The organism is Paenibacillus sp. G2S3 (genome assembly GCF_030123105.1).
In the GTDB taxonomy this organism is placed as follows: Bacteria; Bacillota; Bacilli; order Paenibacillales; family Paenibacillaceae; genus Paenibacillus_AQ.
This window is the reverse complement of sequence record NZ_CP126095.1, coordinates 2,200,768-2,221,572: the sequence shown is the minus strand read 5'-3', so window position 1 is coordinate 2,221,572 and position 20,805 is coordinate 2,200,768. Positions and strand designations below refer to the sequence as shown.

The 20,805-nt window shown below is 43.5% G+C and carries 12 protein-coding genes; 5 read left to right on the top strand and 7 right to left on the bottom strand.

From position 1 onward, the window contains the following. Positions 1-98: 98 nt before the first annotated feature. From QNH28_RS09430 to QNH28_RS09410, 5 genes are all read right to left on the bottom strand, one after another. Complete coding sequence (locus tag QNH28_RS09430) at positions 99-1,202, bottom strand: glycoside hydrolase family 88/105 protein (protein ID WP_283911130.1); 1,104 nt, start codon at positions 1,200-1,202, stop codon at positions 99-101. A 40-nt stretch (positions 1,203-1,242) separates the two neighbouring features. After that, on the bottom strand, positions 1,243-2,118 hold the full coding sequence (locus QNH28_RS09425; RefSeq protein ID WP_283911129.1) for a carbohydrate ABC transporter permease: 876 nt from the start codon (positions 2,116-2,118) through the stop codon (positions 1,243-1,245). 21 nt (positions 2,119-2,139) lie between these two features. After that, positions 2,140-3,099 carry an ABC transporter permease gene (locus QNH28_RS09420; protein ID WP_283911128.1) on the bottom strand — a complete coding sequence of 320 codons (960 nt, stop codon included), beginning with the start codon at positions 3,097-3,099 and terminating at the stop codon, positions 2,140-2,142. Between the two features lie 104 nt (positions 3,100-3,203). Further along, positions 3,204-4,763, bottom strand: coding sequence for an extracellular solute-binding protein (locus QNH28_RS09415; RefSeq protein ID WP_283911127.1), 1,560 nt, complete (start codon positions 4,761-4,763; stop codon positions 3,204-3,206). Between the two features lie 183 nt (positions 4,764-4,946). Beyond that, the gene (locus tag QNH28_RS09410; protein WP_283911126.1) at positions 4,947-6,464 is read right to left on the bottom strand and encodes an extracellular solute-binding protein; all 1,518 of its coding nucleotides are present in this window, start codon (positions 6,462-6,464) and stop codon (positions 4,947-4,949) included. Positions 6,465-6,646: 182 nt separating this feature from the next. On the opposite strand from QNH28_RS09410, the gene QNH28_RS09405 reads away from it, so the two are divergent. The 5 genes from QNH28_RS09405 to QNH28_RS09385 all read left to right on the top strand — a co-directional run bounded on the left by QNH28_RS09405 (position 6,647) and on the right by QNH28_RS09385 (position 13,833). Then, positions 6,647-8,992, top strand: a complete 2,346-nt coding sequence (locus QNH28_RS09405; protein ID WP_283911125.1) for a helix-turn-helix domain-containing protein — start codon at positions 6,647-6,649, stop codon at positions 8,990-8,992. Positions 8,993-9,101: 109 nt separating this feature from the next. Continuing rightward, complete coding sequence (locus QNH28_RS09400) at positions 9,102-10,580, top strand: GDSL-type esterase/lipase family protein (protein WP_283911124.1); 1,479 nt, start codon at positions 9,102-9,104, stop codon at positions 10,578-10,580. Further along, a complete protein-coding gene (locus QNH28_RS09395; RefSeq protein ID WP_283911123.1) occupies positions 10,567-11,667 on the top strand; it encodes a mandelate racemase/muconate lactonizing enzyme family protein in 1,101 nt (366 codons plus the stop codon). The genes QNH28_RS09400 and QNH28_RS09395 overlap by 14 nt, the downstream gene beginning before the upstream one ends. An 18-nt stretch (positions 11,668-11,685) precedes the next feature. Then, complete coding sequence (locus QNH28_RS09390; RefSeq protein ID WP_283911122.1) at positions 11,686-12,528, top strand: sugar phosphate isomerase/epimerase family protein; 843 nt, start codon at positions 11,686-11,688, stop codon at positions 12,526-12,528. Positions 12,529-12,672: 144 nt separating this feature from the next. Further along, on the top strand, positions 12,673-13,833 hold the full coding sequence (locus tag QNH28_RS09385; protein WP_283911121.1) for a glycosyltransferase family 4 protein: 1,161 nt from the start codon (positions 12,673-12,675) through the stop codon (positions 13,831-13,833). On the opposite strand, the gene QNH28_RS09380 is transcribed toward QNH28_RS09385, so the two are convergent. Together QNH28_RS09380 and QNH28_RS09375 are read right to left on the bottom strand one after the other, a co-directional pair. After that, positions 13,805-14,269 (bottom strand): DUF2269 family protein, encoded by a 465-nt coding sequence (locus tag QNH28_RS09380; protein ID WP_283911120.1) that lies wholly within the window; start codon positions 14,267-14,269, stop codon positions 13,805-13,807. The two genes, QNH28_RS09385 and QNH28_RS09380, sit on opposite strands and share 29 nt — an antisense overlap. A gap of 149 nt (positions 14,270-14,418) precedes the next feature. Beyond that, positions 14,419-20,790 carry a rhamnogalacturonan lyase family protein gene (locus QNH28_RS09375; RefSeq protein ID WP_283912098.1) on the bottom strand — a complete coding sequence of 2,124 codons (6,372 nt, stop codon included), beginning with the start codon at positions 20,788-20,790 and terminating at the stop codon, positions 14,419-14,421. Positions 20,791-20,805: the final 15 nt, after the last annotated feature.

Genomic DNA, 20,805 nt, shown 5'->3' with positions numbered 1-20,805 from the left:
TGTCATTAAATTTAAGAACTACCTTCTCCCATAAAATAATAGGACTTGATTCTCAGTCCCAGAGAATCAAGTCATTGTCTAGTAAGAATTCAATCGAATCACCCTTGGATTAAGCTCTCCATCTCAACACAAGCCATCACCAACGCGCCTACGCCATGTAAATCATTTTTAACTTTAGGTCGCGTGACGTAACTCTCGTAATCTCCAGCCGAAGTACCAATACAAATGTCCGGCAAAATTAATCTATCCTCCTCATCCCACTGAATGATTTGGATTAATCCTTCATAGCCTTTTCTAGCCGCGGCTGTAGCGACTTCCGCATTGCTTACAATGCCATGCTTCACTGCTTTGGCAATCGTGTAGACAAATAAACATGAACCAGAGGTCTCCAGCCAATTATCCGGCTCATGCCCCTTATCTACGACCTGATACCAAAGTCCACTTTCCGGATCTTGATAACGAATAAGGGCATCTACGAATTCTCGTATAGTAGAAGATAATCCTGTTCGGGCTGGATCTTGGACTGCCAACAGATCAAGAAATTGCGATAAAGCGAGACCATACCAGCCCAGCGACCTGCTCCAGAATTCTGGTGAACAACCTGTCTCGGGGTTCGACCACGGCATCCTACGACTCTCATCCCATGCGTGATACAATAAGCCTGTTTTCTCATCTTTCATATGCTTACGCATTAACATCTCCTGATGGAGAACCGTATCACGCAAGCTAGAATCGCCATAGATATTCGCATATTTTAACGAGAATACCCCTGCCATATAAAGCCCATCTAACCACATTTGGTTAGCGTATTTATCCTTATGCCAATACCCACCTTCAGAGGTTTTGTTCAACGTAAGCAATAAATTCTTCAGCTTCTCTGCAGCAATACGATACTTGAGTTTACCTGTCCGTTTATGAAGATTAAACAGCAGTTGTCCAGCTTGAACAGCATCCAGCTCATCGCGGGCAAAATAAAAGTTACCATATTCATCTACCAAATCATCCACGTAATCCTGGATATATTGGATATAGCGGTCTTCTTGATAAGCATTCCACAATAGCTCCATACCACACAGAAATACACCTTGATGGTAGTGCCAACGATGTGCTGGAGGAAGCTCTCCCGCTCTGTAAGTATCCATTAAAGAATCGCATGCCTTTTTTGCCCACTCCATTGGTGTTGTTGGTATCCTGCCAGTCATCTCCAAGCTCCTTCCAAAGAATAATCTCTCTCTTCTCTTATTAGCCCTTCATAGAACCTAACATGGCACCTTTGGCAAAATGCTTCTGCAGGAACGGATAAACCATGAGTATTGGCAGAGTAGCTACCACGATGACAGCCATCTTAATTGTTTGATCCGGTGGTGGGACAGTGGCATCAAGCGTAGCGCTATGGTCCATTCCACTTGCAAGGACAACGATTTGTCTGAGCAGTACTTGAATTGGCCATTTCGCACTATCATCCAGATACAGAATAGCGCTCATGTACGTGTTCCAATACGTAACCGAATAGAACAATCCGATGGTCGCTAAAGCTGGCAAGGATAAGGGCAGAACAATTCGGAATAAAATACCGAAGTCGTTGCAGCCATCGATTTTTGCGGATTCCTCCAAGCCCTCAGGGATATTTTGAAAAAAGTTCTTTAAGATAATCATGTTAAAAGCACTAATGGCTGAAGGTAGAATGAGTGCTGCATAAGAGTCGATGAGACCTAATTCCTTTACTACCAAGAACGTTGGAATCATTCCTCCATGAAAAAGCATCGTGAATACGACCAAGAAGTTAACCACCTTACGTCCATCCAGATCTTTTCTAGCCAGCGCGTAAGCCATCAGAGAGGTAATAAACATACTGAAGATTGTTCCAATTACTGTGACCCCGATGGAAACTCCCATCGCTTTAAATAATGTGTTCGTAGAAAAGATGAACTTGTACGCTTCGAGACTCCATACTTTTGGAATTAGCACAAATTTATTTGCTGCGATCTCCGCACTGGTTGTGAAAGATCCCGCTACAACGTGTACAAAAGGAAGCACCGTCACCAAAGCAATAATGGCTAACAGCGTAAAATTTATTGCAGAAAAAATTCTACCACCGATTGTTTTATCCTCTACCATTTCGATTCCTCCTACAACATATCAATATACGCCTTCTTCTCCCATTTTCTTGGAGATTTTATTCACCGTCATGACCATGATCAAACCAACAATAGATTTAAAGAATCCGATAGCTGTGCTGTAACTAAACTGTCCTTGTCTTAGCCCTGCGGTGTATACATACGTATCAATAATTTCCGCGACCTCTCGATTCATGGAATTAAGCAGCAGATAGACATGTTCAAATCCAAGATCCAGAACGGAACCGATTTTCAAAATAAACAAGGTGATAATTACGCCTCGAATCGCTGGAAGTGTAATATGCCAGACTTGTCTGAGCCGGCCAGCTCCATCCATACGTGCTGCTTCATAGAGTCCCGGATCGATTGCAGCAATGGCAGCCAAATAAATAATCGTTCCCCAGCCCGCTTCTCTCCAAATGACCTGAATAATGTACATCGGCCTGAACCAGCTTGGGTTAAGCAGGAAGTTGATTTTTTCAAAACCAAAATAGGCTAGTAGCTCGTTGACAATCCCTCCGTCCATCGTGACCATAACGAAGGAGATGGAGACGACGATAACCCACGACATAAAATGGGGTAAATAGAATAGGGTCTGAAACGTTCTTTTGAAAAATGTACCTCGAAGCTCGTTCAGCATCAGGGCTAATATAATCGGGATCGGAAAATAAATAAGAATGTTCAATCCAAACAGGATCAGTGTGTTCACTAAAATATTTAAGAAGTCCGGTTCTGTGAACAACCTGCTAAAATGCTTCATCCCTACCCAATCACTGCCCGTTATTCCTTGGTAGGGCTTATAATCTTGAAATGCGATAATCAATCCATACATAGGTAAATATTTAAAGATAATAAAATACAGTACGCCCGGCGTTAGCATGACATAGAGCCATTTATTTCTCCACAGCCGCTTTTTTAGTTCACTGTTACTCTTATATATACGCTTGGGTTGTGGGGCTGGCTGTGCGGTGAGTTCCTGCATGTTTCTCTTCCTTTCTCCTTCTTTATTCAAACTCTTTATTTCACAATGTGGTTAGGAGAAGAAAAGGTTGTTGAAACAGGATCAACAACCTTTTCAGCTAAAATCTATTTCTTGTACAATGCGTTATACTCTTCAATGATTTTAGCTCCGCCACGGCTCTTCCAATTCTCCACTTCTTTCTCAAACCCAGCCTTATCGATCTGCCCGTAGATATACTTGTAGGTCGCATCGGTTATGATCTGTTGGAGTTCAACACCTTTTTCTGTATAAGTAGGAGAGTCCATTGCAGCAGTTGGGTCAGGCACACCCACCTTCACATTCTCAAGAACTAATTCTTCGGCGTGAATTCGGCCTGGCAGCACGTTATAGCTCTGGTACATACCATTCGTTTCATATTCTCCGATAACGCTATCCTTAAAGCCTTTTACTTCACGTTCGATCAGCTCTTTATCATCTCCAGGCTTCGCTTTACCGTCTTCAACGGTATAGTGAACGCCTTCAACTCCCCAATACATCAAGTTTGCAACTTCAGGGGTCATCATTTGATCAAAGAAAGCAAGAATCTTCTTCAGCTCTGCTTCATCTTTTACAGCAGATTTAGGGAACAAGACGACGTTGTTATACCCAGGAATCATCCATTGCGCAAACTTTCCACCCGGTCCGGCAACCATACTATGTGTGTCCAGAACTGCATCCGGGAAATTCTTGATGGTATCTTTATTCAGAGAATCGATATCCTGCATGGAGCCCCCGATATAAAGACCGCCTTTACCACTGGTGAACATATTCACCGCATCTGTTTTACTTGTAGCCGCGAAATCTTGGTTCATGTAGCCGCCATCACGTGCTTTTTTGAAAAAATCCATCGTATCGATATACTGCGGGAACGTAAAGTCAGGTGCTAATTTACCATCCACTTCGCCCCATGTGTTTGGTGTGCCAAACCAGGAGGATACTGTTTTGAAAGCACCGTAGGTTAATTCATTCCGATCAATAATACCGGTGGTGTCCTTCTTCCCATTACCATCTGGATCTTGTTCTGTGAATGCTTTAGCCATAGCCAACAATTCATCTACATTAGCTGGTGCTTTAAGTCCCAGCTTATCTGCCCAGTCCTTACGGTAAATGATCCCTTGGCGTGCTAGCGGGCGACCGATATACAAGGTGTACAGCTTGCCATCCACTTTCGTGTTATTCAGAATTTCCGGTTTCAATTTACTTAAATTAGGGAACTCACTTAATAAAGGACCGATTTCCCAGAACTGACCGTCTTTAATCGCGTCTTTCATTTGAATAAAGGTGGTCTGATTCTTCAAATAGGTTACTTGTGGCAGTGAACCCGTAGCAAAGGATGAATTCAGCTTTTCTTCATACGTATCTGCCGGATAGAATTGATAAGTTAACTTTGTGTTAGTCAGTTTTTCAAGCTCAATTTTTATTCTGTCGGGTGGTGTTTCTGTAGTATTTAATGGAAGCATAATCTTAATTTCTGTCGGTCCTGCTTTCACTTCTTCTTTAGGTGCTTCTGTCTCAACCGGCTTAGCAGTGCTCTCACCACTTGCAGTTTCAGAACTTGCTTGATTGTTGTTGCCACCACATCCAGCTAACAATGTGCTGAACGCTAACAGTGCTGTCAACAACATGGTGAAGGATTTCTTCTTCATACCATTTTGACCTCCATAATTTGTATTGGTTACGAGTTCCACGTTACATGTTCGGCAAGGTTACGAAAACAATCATTTCCCCATAAAGGCCCGTTCTTAAAGGGATCTGAGCAAATGATTATGGTGATAACAGAAAAAAATCCACCGCGTCAACCGCAGTGGATCAAAGATTATCTAACCTATTTACTTTTCTATCCCAAGCTCAGCCTCACCATATTCCTTAATAATCAGATCTCCTCCGCTAGCTCTCCATTTCTCAACTTCCTTCTGGAATCCCTCAGCGGTTATATTGCCTAATATGTAATTGTAAGTAGCGTCCACAATAATGGTAGACAGTTCCACATTCTTCTCATCATAGGTAGATGAACTTAGAGAAACAGTCGGATCGTCGACCAAAAAAGATTCATTATCTTTACTTAGCTGATCCGCAAGTGAGGTCAATTGCTCCTTCTGAGCCACCTCCATAATGTTCTTATTACTAATATCTGCAATCATCAAAGAATATAACGGATTTACTTCTTGCACCCGCAGTTCTGAGGTTTCCTCGGGAAGAATGATTTTTCCTCCCTCAAGCTTATAATGGCGCCCTTCAAACCCATACATCATTATATTCGCTACATCTTTATCCATGGTTCGATCAAAGAATTCGAGTACCTCGCGGAGTTCATCCTCCGTAGCAATGGCTTTTTTGGAGAAGAGATAGAGTCCATTATAATTGGGTATCGACCACACCTTATATCCTACTGGCCCTTCGATCCGATTGATTAACGTAAGTTCTGCCTTTGGATTCAAATTCTGAGCTTCAATAGACAGCCGCTTTACATCTGTCATACTGCCAATAAATACACCAGCAATACCATTAATGAACTTATCACGTTGTACTTCTTTGCTCGTTAAGGCGAAATCCTGATTAATAATTTTCTCATCATATAATTTCTTCATGAAATTCATGGTGTTCATATACTCAGCGGTCACAAATTCAGGAACGAATTGATGATTCTCTAGTTTCCAATTATTCGGGGTGCCAAAATACGAACTTAATGTCTTGAATACCCCATACACAAGATCATTTCGATCGACTAATCCGAAGGTATCCTGTTTGCCATTCTGATCTGGATCGTTGTATGTAAATTGCCTCATAACCTCATACAGTTCATCCAGTGTTTGTGGATTATTTAAATGGAGATTGTCGAGCCAATCCTTACGAATAATGGCCCCCTGTCTGGAAGAGGGGCGTTCCGTATATAGGCCATAGATCTTACTATCTACAGAAGTCTGCTTAAGAATAGCGGGGTTCAGTTGTTTAAGATTGGAGAACTCCTGAAGATAGGGGCCGATCTCCCAAAAGGCATCCGAACGAATAGCATTTTTCACCAGATTGTAGTCTGAGAATTTTACAAATGTGACCTTTCCGAGGGAATTGGTCGTAAGCGCCGTGTTCATCTTATCCGTGTAGACCCCCTCTGGAACCCACCTTATATCGAGCTTCACACCTGTCAGTTTTTCGATCTCTGTCATAATCTCTTTCGAAGGCTGTTGTGGAAAATGAAGGGGTGCCAAAATTGAGATGCTAGGGGAAGATACTACTGGGCCGGCTTCGGCAGATTCCTTATCGTTGCAAGCGCTTAAAAAAGAGAAGACGAGCATGGTAAATAAGCAGAAATACAGCGTTGCCCTTTTACCCATAGATACTTTAGACATTTTTTCTGTGGCCTCCTAGGTATTGTAAGGATTATCACTCTATATCTTGAAAATTTTACAATTTATAAGCATAATTAGAGCTAATGATTATCACAGAACGAGATGATTATTGTTATTTCATACCAAGTTACATACACTTAGTTCAAGTGTCTACTTCTACATAAGTAAAGGTGCTGAGTCCCGTGAGACCATTAAGCTTTCTAAGTAAGCTAACGATGTTTGCCTTTGTAATAAGCACACTGCCTGTATTGTTCATCGGTTCTTTTTCATACTTCACATCTTCAAAAGAAATTCAAAAAAACATTAACAACAGCAAAATGGAATTAATCTTACAAATCACCTCAAATGTAGAACATAAGTTAACAACTGTCAATCAAACATTAAACCAAGTGATCAATTCTAGTGTATTAAAAAAAGCACTAAACAACCCATTAAATGAAACCGATTTCATTTTATACAATGATTTAAGAAACGAAATTCGCAATATGCAGTCCTTCGATACGAAGCTGGAAGATGTCATCTTATTAAATCAGCAGCAAAATTGGATGATCAAAAATTCTGGTGTTTATCGCTTAAATGAGTACAAGGACCATGCGCAGCTCACCAACCTGATGAATATCGCCGAAGATACCTCGTGGATCCTGAACCCGTCCTCCATATTTTACAGTGAGGAAAGCATTAACGTCACAGGCTGTAACTACAGCATTAGTCTTATCAAGAAACTCCCAACCAATAAGCTGCAAAAATATGGGCTCGCCTTAGCTAATATTCCTGTCTGCAGTCTTCAGGATTTTATTAACTCGGATGTACAGCCACTCGACGATATTATCGTTCTGGATAAGACAGGTCGATTCCTGCTCCATCCAGACCGCAACCTGATCGGGAAACCAATGAAAGAAGGCGGATTTACAGAAGACTCTTTCATTACTAATCCTTCCAAACTTTCAGGACAGTTTAAGACCATGATCCACAAGAAGAATTATTCTGTCACTTACATGCGCTCTCAGATGAATGGCTGGGTCTATCTTTCGGTCACATCCATGGAAAGTTTAACGAAAGAATCCAAAAAAATTAGTCTGTTTACGATATTCGTGTGTACCTTTATGCTTCTATTGTCTATTCTCTTGGCATGGATCGGATCAAGACGGATGTACACCCCCATTGAAAGACTGCTCAATCAAATGGGCCAACGCAAACCGGACATTAAATCCAGACATACGAATGAATTTCAGATTATAGGAGAACAAGTTCATTCTTTATTCCAATCCAAATCACAGCTGGAAAAAGAAGTCCGTCAGCATATCCAACAGGTGCGTACCTTCTTCCTAATCAATGCTTTCCATGGCAACGTTAAGAAGCGCGATCTGCACGAAGAGCTGGAACAATTCGGCTACCATAAGCAGCTCGAAGAATGGAAGACGATGGCTGTGATTACGTTGTCGATTGATTTTGCCGATGATTCCAGCTATGAGAAAAAAGATCTTAATCTCTTATTATTCGCTGCCCACAATATAATCGAAGAGTTAGTCTGCCCTGAACAACGACTGGCACCTGTAATTATGGATCATGCAGTAGTCGTCTTATTGGGGAGTCCAGACAGTGATACCGAGTCTTTTCACAAGACATTATATTCATTAACGGAGAAGCTGCAGCAGGAAATAAACAACTACCTAAAGCTTCAGGTGAGCATTGGTCTGAGCCTTCCCTTCAACACCTTCGATAAATTATCCACGGCTTACAGAGAGGGACTCGAAGCACTGAAGCATCGGATCAAACTTGGTAAAGGTGTCATTATCCAGTATGAAAATATTAACTCTGGCAAGCACTATCTGAATTTGAACTACCCTACTCATAAAGAAAACGACTTACTGGACGCTATCAAATTAGCTGAAACAGATAAAGCAAAAGAACTCATTCATTTGCTCTTCAAATCTATCTTTGCTCATGAGCTTTCACCACAGGAATACCAGATCCCGTTGACGCGCTTACTCAATAATTTACTCATTATGATGCAGGAATCCGGTATTAGCTTAAATCAAATTTATCATGCTAATGGTTCCATATTTGAGGAGCTGCATGACCTCCATACTGTAACGGAGATTGAAGATTGGTTTTGGAGCATGGTCATTTATCCGATGATCAAGATTTTTAACAGCAGACAAAATGCTCAATACCACAACATCTCAGAGAAGATCATCGATTTGATACAACATGATTATGATAAAGATCTTACTTTAGAAGAGTGTGCTTCACGTCTGCATTATAATGCCAACTATATCAGCAGTGTCTTCCGCAAGGAGACCCAGTACTATTTTAGCGAATATTTAACGATGTACCGATTTAAAATGGCGAAAAAATGGCTGAAGGAAACTGACATGCCCATTAAAGATATTGCAGCCAAATTAAGATACAACAACTCTCAGAACTTCATTCGCTCTTTCCGTAAGCAGGAAGGCATGACACCCGGTCAATACCGGGATCACAATGCTGGAACAAAACTTAAATCCACCTTTGACGAATCGTTGTGAAAAGCATGAAAATATTGTTCAGGTGGTATCAAAAAAAAAAGAGTCTCTCTTTTTTTCTAAAAATATGTTAACGTGTGCATATAACCTTTTAAGGAGGAATTGGAACATAATGTTGAGCTTCCGTGTACATTCCAACCATGCAGAACAAACCGAGCTCTCTCTGGAAACCTCACTACTCACCCTCTATCCGCTTGCGACGGTTCAGCCCCGTCCTTTTATATTAGTATTGCCTGGTGGAGGTTACCAACACATAGCTAAACATGAAGGAGCGCCAGTCGCTAAATGGTTAAATAATCTTGGTATTCATGCTGGTGTATTAGATTATCAGGTCGAAAATCTTAGCGTTACTTCATTGTTAAATGATGTTGAGGAAGCTCTGAAATGGATCAGGGAAGCCTCAAAAGATTGGCATGTAATCTCGAACAAAGTAGGAATGATCGGATTCTCGGCTGGAGGACATTTAGCCTCCATCTATACTACCACGCGGGCAGAGAAACCAAATCTTCTCCTACTGGGATACCCTGTAATCACATTCCAAGAGCCTTATGCCCACCAGGGGAGCCGACTTCATTTTCTGAGAGACCGCCCAACTCAAGCTGAGCTTCACGCTTACTCCTCAGAATCACAAGTGACTTCTCTAACATCTCCAACTTTTATATGGACTACAGCAAACGATGCCAGCGTTCCTGTGGAGAATAGTCTGTTGTTCTCATCTGCATTATCGAAGCAAGGGATCCCTTTTGAACTACATATTTTTGAAGAAGGACGGCATGGTTTAGGGCTTGCTAAAGAACATCCTCATTGCCAGCAATGGCTTTCTCTTGCTGAGAAATGGTTAAGCAAACACTATTACATTCAAGGAGAAGATCCTATGACACCCACATTATTTATTGCGGGGGATTCCACTGCGGCCATCAAAGGTGCTGGAGAGAAACCTATGACTGGCTGGGGAGAATACCTGCAAAGCTATTTTGGGACTTCTGTTCGAATCGATAATCGCGCCATCAATGGCCGCAGTACCAAATCTTTTATATCAGACGGACGCCTGAATGCCATCCTTAAAGACTTCAAAGCCGGCGACTACCTCTTCATTCAATTTGGACACAACGATGAGAAAAAAGAAGATCCTTTGCGTTACACTGATCCCGACACTGAATATCGCCACAACCTAACTCAATATATAGAAGCTGCTCGGCAGTTAGGCGGGACTCCGGTTCTACTAACCTCGGTAAGTCGCCGCCGCTTCAACTCCGATGGAGAGCTTAACCCACTTGCTGTAGGCGCTTATCCCGAGGCCATGAAGCAGGTAGCTGAAGAAACGCAAACACCGCTGCTTGATATTTTCACAGCTTCGCAAGTGCTCTATCATTCATTAGGCGAAGAGGAATCCAGGAAATTATTCATGCATTTACCTGAAAAAGCACATCCGAATTACCCAAATGGAGTTATGGATGATACTCATTTCTCTGATCAAGGTGCTCAGCACATCGCCAGACTTGTGGTTCAGGCTATTAAACAATCTACTGCCTTACCATTAACAGACTTACAACAACTAATACAAGGAGTGATCACGGATGTCTCTAATTAAAGAAGTTATTACAGAGTACTATCGTATCCCTTTACCAGAAATCATGGAGGACGCTAAACACGGCCTGCACACTCACTTTGAAGTTCCCATTGTCAAAATAAGAACGGATGACGGTCGTGAAGGGGTAGGTTATACCTATACTGGCGGATTTGGCGGCAAAGCGATTTGCTCACTAATTGCGAATGAATTAACTCATATCTTACTCGGCAAGGACGCTAGCTGTGTGGAAAGTATCTGGGAGCAGATGAACTGGGGAATACATTATGTTGCTCGCGGGGGGTTGGCTAGCTTCGCCATTGCAGCATGTGACATTGCTTTATGGGATTTACGTGCGAAGAAAGCAGATGAACCCCTCTACAAACTTCTGGGTGGCGCAAGCAATGAGGTCAAATGTTATGGTGGAGCGATTGATTTAAATTTCCCATTAGAAAAGCTCCTGCGCAACAATCAAAAATACTTAGATATGGGTTTGAAGGCTGTCAAAATTAAACTAGGTCAAAAAACATTAGCTGAAGATGTGGAACGAGTGGCAGCGGTGCGCCAATTAATCGGTCCAGATGTAGCCTTTATGGTCGATGCGAATATGAGCTGGAGTGTAGAAAAAGCAATCAAAGCCGCACGAGAGTTTTTGAAATACGATATTCTTTTCTTAGAAGAACCAACGATTCCAGAAGATTACGCCGGCTATGCACGTATCGCAGAAGAGTCAGGCATTGCTGTTGCAGGCGGAGAGAACTTGCGGACATTAACTGAATTTCATCACATGCTGCAATATGGTCATGTCGATTTCCCGCAACCCGATGCTTCCAATATAGGTGGGATTACGGGCTGGTTAAAGGTAGCTCACTTAACACAAGCGTATAACCTTTCCGTCTCCACGCATGGAATGCAGGAATTACATGTTAGTTTGTTAGCGGCTATGCCAAACGCAGGTTATCTGGAAATGCATAGCTTCCCTATCGATCAATACACTACGCGTCCACTAGTGATTAACAAAGATAATGGAATGGCTATTGCGCCGGATGTTATAGGCACTGGCGTTACCTTTGACTGGGATAAACTAGCACCACACAAACAACATTACTAAGAGGAGCGATCACATCACATGAGCATTCCCCTTCAGCTAGGTGTTCGAGCACATGATTTCACACAAGTTCCCTTGCAGGAATTAATTGAGAAAATAAAATATTATAATTTTTCTCATATCCAGTTTGCACTTAAGAAATCTTTTCCTGATAGTGCCCCTAGTCTGACAGCGATAAGTCCCGGAACGGCCAGTTATTATGGAAATGCCTTTAGACAGGCTGGTATTCAGATTGCCGTACTTGGCTGTTACGTTAATATCGTAGACACCGATCCACAGAAACGGGCACAAGCGTTAGCCGAGTTCACTACGCATCTTCGCTTGGCCAGAGATTTCGGCGCTAGTCTGGTAGGAACAGAGACCGGAAGTGTAGGTCAGGGCTATACCCCAGCTAATTTTACAGAAGAGGCTTTTCAAGAGGTAATTACATCGGTAAAGGCTATGGTGGCAGAGGCCGAACGTTTTGGCGTGACGGTAGGAATCGAAGCGGGACTCCATCATCCGCTGTACACCGCATCTTTAACTCGCAGACTGCTGGATGAGATCCCTTCTAATAATCTTCAGGTCATATTAGATTGCGCTAATCTCATGTCACCTACAAACTACTTGCATCAGGAAGCTACTATTATGGAGGCTTTGAAGCTCTTAGGAAATCGAATTGCCATCATTCATTTAAAAGATTTTGTCGTGCAAGATGGAGCCATCAAAATTGTTCCTGTAGGTCAGGGCTGGCTTGAATTTGAGCCAATTCTTCGTTATATGAAATATGAGCGTCCGCATATTCAGGGCATTTTAGAGAGTACTCCTGAATCGCATCTAAGAGAAAGCATCGTTTTTTTACAGCGGATATATGAAGAAGTGTAAATATAAGCTCTCATACAAAAAAATCCACTGTATACCTCATTACCTTGTGCAGTGGATTTTTATATTCTGTTTAACATCCGTTTGACCTCCATGAAATAATGGACTGTTATGATCAAGACATCAAGAGTACCTGGGAGGGGTTCTATGCGTCTTGCTTTATTTACAGACACATTTCTTCCGCAAACGAATGGTGTTTCCCTTACGCTTCAGCGCTTAACCACTCATTTGAACCGGCGAGGTATCGAGCATCTGCTATTTTCGCCGAAATCTGCTCCTGAAGACAGTTATGCTGATCCCATACGTCCCATTACCAGTATCCCCTTTTTCTTATACCCAGAATGTAGACTCGCACTGCCGAATATGTCCTCCATCCAATCAGAGCTAAAAGCTTTTCGACCCGATCTGCTTCATTTGGCTACTCCGTTCAATATCGGTCTATGCGGCCTTCGCTATGCGCGAAAGCTTGGCCTGCCTCATGTCGCCTCCTACCATACCCATTTTGATCGCTATCTTGAATATTATCGGATGAAAAAAATCGCACCTCTTTATTGGAAGTACATGAAGTGGTTTCATCGAACCTGCGATGTTACCTTCGCGCCCTCCAACGAAACACTCGATTCCCTCCAAGCTCAAGGTTTTCAACGTTTGAAGCTTTGGTCTAGAGGCATCGACTGCAATCTCTACACTCCGAAAAAACGCAGCCATCAGGTCCGTGATCGTTACGGAATTAGCGCACCTTTACTACTGCTATATGTAGGAAGAATCGCCCCTGAAAAAGATATCAATACCCTTGCTATCACCATGCAGCAATTGCCCGAGTCTATGCAAGCTCAGGTTCATTGGTTAATTGTTGGAGACGGTCCCTTATTATCAGAGATGCGGGCGCAGGCACCACAAAATGTCACGTTTACGGGCTACAAGCACGGTGATGAGCTTGCTCAATTGTATGCCTCAGCTGATCTATTTGTCTTCCCTTCCAGTACGGAAACCTTCGGTAATGTTGTCCTTGAAGCCATGGCCTCTGGACTGCCTGTCCTCGCCGTAAATGAAGGTGGGGTGAAGGATCTGGTTATACCCGGTCGCACAGGAATGATCGCCCCACCTCGTTCCCCGGGTGCTTTTATTCGTGAGATTTGCGCATGTATAGAGCAACCCCAAAAGCTGACTGCTATGGGGTATGAGGGGCGACAGCTGGCACTCGGCCGCTCGTGGGAGTCCATTTTTGATGGACTCATTCGCGATTATGAAGAGATCCTTGAGAATAGACGCTTCGATCTTATACCGGCTTTACTACCATTAATATAATAATGACGATAGTGAGCACATGAACAGCTGCTTCTAACGGAGCGATCTTGTTTATAGCGGCGGTGTAGCCTACAGGTATTTCGTCGCCTTCACTCGCCATCACGAGCTGGGTCAGCTTTTTCAATCGAGGCTCAACAAATCCAATAATAATGACTTCTATCACGATAAAAAATAATAACGAAAGATCGATCCACAACACCGACAAGCCCATTTTATCAATGATCATTAACAAAATGCCTGTAAGAATTAGGGTGATCCCACCCGTCTTAGGGAATCTGTTTATTTTCTTCATTATGCCAAATACAAAACGAAGCTGGCTGCCAGTCTTGGCAGAGCTTGTCAGTATTGGCAGCACAAAAGCTGGCCCAATTCCGACTATGGATGCTATAACATGTATAACTACCACAATCTTAGAGATGATATCCGTCAATTCCATAATTACAATCCTCCCTATCATTCGTTGTATAGATTCATATGACGATGATAGTGGAAATAGTCTTGCAGAATCCTTTAAATCTTAGATAATCTCGAAAAAGCGCCTAGCCGGATATTACCGACGTAGGCGCTTTTTTAACTATTGCTTAGTTATTTTACCGTGACTTTCATGACTGTACTTTCACTTACGCCTTGATCATTCATCAGTTCTACCCGGTATTCATAAGCACCCGGAGATCGATTCGTGATAGAAGTAGAAGCCGTTTGGGCATTCGGAGTATTTGCTGTTAAAGTCTGTGTATCGATCAGTACTCCATTCTCATACAAGCGATACACTTTGCCGTTCATCCCCCACCATAGATTCATGGTCACTTTATACTCTCCATCACCATCCCAGTTGTCATTAGATAACACTGGCTTACCTGGCGCAGCATCCTTCACAGTAACCACATGAGAAGTAGATGCCGTTGTTCCAAAAGCATTGGTTAGCTCAGCCTTGTAGGTATAGGTTCCGTTTTCTTTTCCAGTAACACTAGTCATCGCGGTCTGTGCGGCTGGGGAGTCATCACGTAAGGTTTGCGTGTCAATCAAGGTACCGTTCTCATAAAGCTTGTAGACCGTACCGTTATTGCCCCACCACATATTCATTGTGATTTTGTAATCCCCGTCCAAGAGTCCTATATCCTGCCCATTGTTATTGGATAGAACCGGTTGTCCCGGAACTCCTGTTGCCTTCTGAGGTCCACTTACGACCACAATTACTTGTTCAGTCGTCGAGAGTCCAGCGTTATTCACAGCTGTTGCGATGAACGTATGCGATCCCGCAAGTCCTTTGAGTGGAATCTCATCTCCATAGACAACTTCTTTTCCATCAAAGGTGATATCCAGACTACGAATACCAGACTCAGGATCTTCTGCTACGACCTGTACCTTCAAGATATCCGATTCACTCATTTGAATAGAAGGTAAACCAGTGATTACAGGCGGCGTAGTGTCCTCTGTTTCCACAGGCGAGCCTACATATTGAATTTTTGGTGCAGCTGGTAGTTCCATGCCTTCGCCAAGAAAAAATCCAGGATGCGGAGGTTGATTATAACCCACGTTCTGCCAAGCCACTCCCAGTCGGTAGATCGGATCATGCATCAAAGTGCGAATACGATAATCTGTCATATCCGTTGTTGTATAGATTCGTAATTCAGAACTGTCCGTTGCTCGCCAGATCACTTCTTCACGCCAATCCCCGAACAGATCCGCCTGCAAGCTCGGATTCGCCTTGGTGCCATTATTAGAAGAGGCTCCAGTTGCCGTCAACAAATTAGCTGTTGTCTGGTTGGTGTAATCCCACTTATCCACTCGATTAGAATCCAGCAATTCACGTAAAAGATCACCGTCCCACCAAATGCCAAAATTCGTAGAAGAAGGCAGCTTATTCGTGATTAGCTCTCCCTGTGCACTATATACGCCTGTAACAGGAATCTGCACCTCATTGGTAATCGTTGCAGCCCATACCTCTTCACCGGTATAACGCGGGTCAATATCTGCTGACATTCCGCGTCCAGTATCAATTCCCGTGAACACACCCCATAAGGTTTCCCCTGTAGCTGCATCGCGCATTTCAATACCATATTTCGAATCCGTATGCTCATGAACATCAAAGACTTCCAGTCCAGGTCTGGTAGGGTCAAGGTCTCCGAAATGGATTGCATCCCCATGACCAAGCTTTGTATTGTACAGTGGTAATCCATCATCATCGATCGCCATCGCACCGAAGGTTATCTCATCCTTCCCATCACCGTCTACATCTCCAACAGAAAGGTTATGGTTGCCTTGACCGGCATACTCTCCATATCCTTCATCGTTGGAATCGAAACGCCATACTTTTTCGAGCTTGCCACCACGATAATTGTAAGCTGCAAGCACGGTTCTAGTGTAATAACCACGGCTAAAAATCACGCTTGGCTGTTCACCATCTAAGTAAGCTACGGCGGCTAAAAAGCGGTCCACCCGATTACCATAGGCATCGCCCCAAGCGCCCACATCACCACGCGGCGGATCATAACTAACCGTATCCACTGCCCGGCCTGTTGCCCCTTCGAACACTGTTAAATACTCATTGCCGAGGAGCACATAACCCGAGCTATTGCGATAGTCTGCACTTGCATCACCGATCACGGTACCTTGACCATCAACCGTACCATCTGCTGTCTTCAGCATAATCTCAGCACGACCATCACTGTCCAAATCGTAAACCATGAATGGTGAATAATGCGCGCCAGCACGGATATTAGGCCCTAAATTAATCCGCCATAAACGTGTGCCATCTAGCTTATAAGCATCCATGTAGACTAGTCCTGTGTAACCTGCCTGGGAATTATCTTTGCTGTTCGAAGGCGACCATAACATGATGATTTCGTACACCCCATCACCATCCACATCCCCTACACTTGCATCCCCTGCACTATACGTATAAGGCTGACCATCTTTGGTGTAATCATCTGCTGGTTTTTGCAAGGGGATAGATAGGTATTGCTTCTGCCATACGCTGAATTCTTCCGAAGCCGCTTTTTCGACTCCATTGATTACTGATGTAATTCTGTACTTGGCGTCAGCTGTACCGGAAGTGTCGAGATAGTTCGTGCTTTGCGTAATTAACGAATCATTTAGCTTCTCTTCCCCACGATACAGATTGAATCCAATCGATTCTGAATCCAGACCTAACATCCGCCAGCTGATATAAACACCCGCATCTGTCTTAACCGCAACAGGCGCACGATCCAGCGCTTCCATCTTCCGATATAGTGTTGTCACCGCTGAGGTTTCCAGTGTAGCGGATAGATTAGAGATGCCCCCAGCGTTGACCGAGGCTACTTTGTAATAGTAAGGAATCGTACTCAGAATAGTAGTGTCTGTGTACGAAGCTTCAAATGATTTGCCGATCAGGATGAACTCACCGTCTGCGGATTTCGCACGATAAATGTTGAACATCCGGGCATCAGGCACTTCATTCCACGTAAAGGTCACATCATTTTTGTTGGTAGATTGTACAGCTAGACCACTAGGTACGGCTGCTTTTGCAACAGATGGATCAATCATAGACACCTTTAAGGCATTGGAGCCTACGGATTCCAGTCCTGTGCTATCGACCGAAGTTACCGTATAGATGTATTCCATACCGATATCCGCAGTAGTATCTGTGTAAACTGGCCCCGTTGTTTCACCTAGCAGCTCCGCGCTGCTAGCAACAGTTGCCTGCCGATAGACTCGGTATTTCAGTGCACCATCCATTTCATCCCAAGAAAGATTGGCTGTAATAGGCTCGCTGTTTAAATCCAGACCACCCAGCTTCAGATTCGTTGGAGCTAATAATAGAGGTGTGATTTCCAGTCCATTGAGATGGGCCGTTGTGCCACTAAAAACAAGATTCATCTGACCATCTTTGACAGCGATTTGGTTATACAGCTTCTCAGCAATATTTTCCTTGCCTGAGGAGACCGTTCCATAATCTTTGCCTTCAATCGCTACGTTCGTCTTGGCAGAACCAATCCAATCTCCTGTATAGGTCTTAACGGAGTAATAACCATTCGGTAAATCAACTTTAAATTCATACGATCCTCCAAAATAGATAACGAAATCTCTACGAAGGGCATCAGTCGCACTACCGCGATCTCGATCGATCATACCTTCGCTTGAGGTCAGACCGTATCCACGCTCTGATGTATAAAGTACGTTACGATTCACTTCCGTATAACCTGCCGCAACGGGTGAGCCAACAGGTCCAAAATCATAACGATACTGCGCAGATTTCGTAGTCAGCTTCACTTCATCCGAAGGCTGAGACTCACCTAGTCCATTGACTGCAGTCACTCGGACTGAGTAGCTGTTACCTTCTGCCATCCCGCTTAATGTTAAAGTTGGAACAGTGGCTGTTCCTGCCAATGTATAAGCAGATTCAGCTTCTGACGCTAGCTTACGATAGATTTTATAAATATCAGCGCCCTCTACTTTATCCCACTTCAGCACTGCACCTGCATTACTGATACTTCCCGCTACAAGACCTTTTGGTTTTGCAGGCACTGTTTCGGGTTGCTTAATGTCCTGTACAAAGCTGGAAAGCGGAATGTTTAATTGCTCAATTCCTTTCGCCAGCAGGCGGGCCATTTGGATCGCTCCATACTCTTGAAAGTGAGTATCGTCTGCCGATCCATTCGGAAAAGCACCATATATCCCGGCATCGAGGTGAAGGAATACAGAGCGTGTAGCTGCAAAACCGATAGAATTGTAATAAGCGACACTTAGCGCGCTAAGATCAACCAAATCCACATGCAGCTCATTGGCTACCTCTTTCATCGCTTGCACATATTCAGGGAAACTCACATTAAATTTTCCCGTGGCAGCATTAAAATCTCTGCGCCCCATTGGGGTCACCAGAATCGGAGTGGCTCCTCTTTGTCTAGCACCCTCAACATATGTTTTTAAATAATTTTTGTAATCCGCTGGTGAGGCATACCGATCAGGAACGCTAATCGTTGCGTCATTGTGGCCAAACTGGATAAGGAAATAATCACCCGGCTGTATCTTTCGCAGTACTTCATCCAGCCGTCCCTCTACAATAAATGACTTAGAGCTGCGACCTCCGATTGCGTGATTCTTAAAGGTTACCTCCTGACTAAAGAATTCCGCGATCATTTGCCCCCAGCCAGCCTGTGGTATCCAGTAAGGATCATAAGTCTGCACAGTGGAATCACCCGCAATATAAACTGCAGGCAATTCATTAGCAGGACGATCTGGCTGCTTAGTAATCACAAGAGCATTGATATTAGGCTTCGTGCCAGAGAATACAAAGTTCATTTGACCATCCACCAAAGCGATATCAAAGTTCATTTCCAAATACTGACCATTTGTTTTACTTGTCTGCTGAACCTTTTGAATGGATTCAACCTTGATGCCAATGTCTGTGTCTCCGGCGCTATCTCCAGCGATAAGTGAGACAGTATAATCGCCATTCGGTAAATCCACATTAAAAGTAGTTTCCTTAGGTACTACAAAGTCTGATCGCAAAGGATCAGAGGTTCCCCGGTCTACACCCGTTACCTTTGATATATCCGTAAAGCCATATTTAACGGCAGGAGAATAAGATACTCCGGCATCTACCTTAAGATAGCCTTCCGCCGCAGCACCTGGGCCAAAATCAAAGGAATATACATTTCCATCTGGCAATGTTACCGGTGGCGTGTATACCAAACTTTCCACTTTGTTAGATAACTGGGATTCTCCTTGGGCATTAGCAGCTTTTACCCCATAATATTGCCGTTTAGAGGTATCCACTGCTACATCTGTAAATGTCGCCGTCTCCGACTGCCCAATCTCATGGAAGGTTCCATCTGCTGAATCAGACCTTAAGATTGTATAACGGGTTGCTCCAGCCACATTGTTCCAACTTAGTTGAACAGAACTTATACCTACACTGACAATTGAAAGGCCAGTTGGTGCTGCTGGAACCTCTACACCCGGAATTTTATCTACCGTCACAGATGCGCTCAAAGCAGACTCCTCACCAGTTCCATTGACAGCAGACACATTATAAATGTAGCCACCGCCTTCATTTACGTCTGAATCCACATAGCTGTTAACAGCAACTTGAGCTACCGGTTGGATTGTTCCGCTTGGAAGCTCAGTCCGATATATATTGTAATAGACCGCTTCCGTCACGCTGCTCCACCCCAAGGAAACCGCAGTAGGCGAAAGATTCGTAACCGCTAAGCCCTCAGGAGCCTTCAATGGACCGGGCACGATTTGCTGAATCATAAGTCCATTTAAATATCCCCCAACCCCTGTACCCGTAATGCCAACGGTCAGTTGACCGTCTTGGACAGTCGTGCGGTAGGTGGCTTGATTTACAGCCTGCTTGCTGCTTATTGAACCGGCCGTTATTCCTTCCAAAGTAATCGTAGTTTTAGTTGTACTCGTACCTGCCAATAAATCTCCTGAGAATATAGTCACGTCGTAATCCCCATTAGGAAGATCCACCAGAAAGGAATAGGACAAACCCAGTACAAAATCATTAGTCAGCGCATCTCCACCCGAGCGATTTCTCGAGGCAACTGCCTGATCTAGACCATACCCTAGCTCCTTCGTATACAACTTAGATTCATGCACCCCTGTATAACCACTCATTACAGGACTTGTCGCCGTTCCAAAATCATATAGCAAAGTTATTGGACCTGAATCCGCACTGGCTGGTTGCACCCCAAATGTTGTAGAGGGAAATAGAGATGAACAAATGAAGATCCACGACAATAACACAATAAGTATTTTATTCCCCATTTTATTTCTCTTCATCTTCCGTGCTTCACCCGCTTTCTTATGATTAAAAGAACTTAGTACGCATCTGGCCCAGTTGTAGTAAACGCTTACAATAAGCTTCGTTGTTATTCGTTCTTCAAATATAAGTTCACTTCGTGCGCGTATCCCCTCCTCCTTACTCAGATACTTTTCTGGAGAATAATTTCCAGATGCAATCATATCCAACACGATACT

Excerpts from the sequence above, each read along its gene's own strand:
- QNH28_RS09430 (WP_283911130.1), bottom strand. The coding sequence starts at position 1,202 with ATGACTGGCAGGATACCAACAACACCAATGGAGTGGGCAAAAAAGGCA.
- QNH28_RS09400 (WP_283911124.1), top strand. The coding sequence starts at position 9,102 with ATGTTGAGCTTCCGTGTACATTCCAACCATGCAGAACAAACCGAGCTC.
- QNH28_RS09410 (WP_283911126.1), bottom strand. The coding sequence starts at position 6,464 with ATGTCTAAAGTATCTATGGGTAAAAGGGCAACGCTGTATTTCTGCTTA.
- QNH28_RS09425 (WP_283911129.1), bottom strand. The coding sequence starts at position 2,118 with ATGGTAGAGGATAAAACAATCGGTGGTAGAATTTTTTCTGCAATAAAT.
- QNH28_RS09415 (WP_283911127.1), bottom strand. The coding sequence starts at position 4,763 with ATGAAGAAGAAATCCTTCACCATGTTGTTGACAGCACTGTTAGCGTTC.
- QNH28_RS09380 (WP_283911120.1), bottom strand. The coding sequence starts at position 14,269 with ATGGAATTGACGGATATCATCTCTAAGATTGTGGTAGTTATACATGTT.
- QNH28_RS09375 (WP_283912098.1), bottom strand. The coding sequence starts at position 20,790 with ATGATTGCATCTGGAAATTATTCTCCAGAAAAGTATCTGAGTAAGGAG.
- QNH28_RS09395 (WP_283911123.1), top strand. The coding sequence starts at position 10,567 with ATGTCTCTAATTAAAGAAGTTATTACAGAGTACTATCGTATCCCTTTA.
- QNH28_RS09385 (WP_283911121.1), top strand. The coding sequence starts at position 12,673 with ATGCGTCTTGCTTTATTTACAGACACATTTCTTCCGCAAACGAATGGT.
- QNH28_RS09420 (WP_283911128.1), bottom strand. The coding sequence starts at position 3,099 with ATGCAGGAACTCACCGCACAGCCAGCCCCACAACCCAAGCGTATATAT.
- QNH28_RS09390 (WP_283911122.1), top strand. The coding sequence starts at position 11,686 with ATGAGCATTCCCCTTCAGCTAGGTGTTCGAGCACATGATTTCACACAA.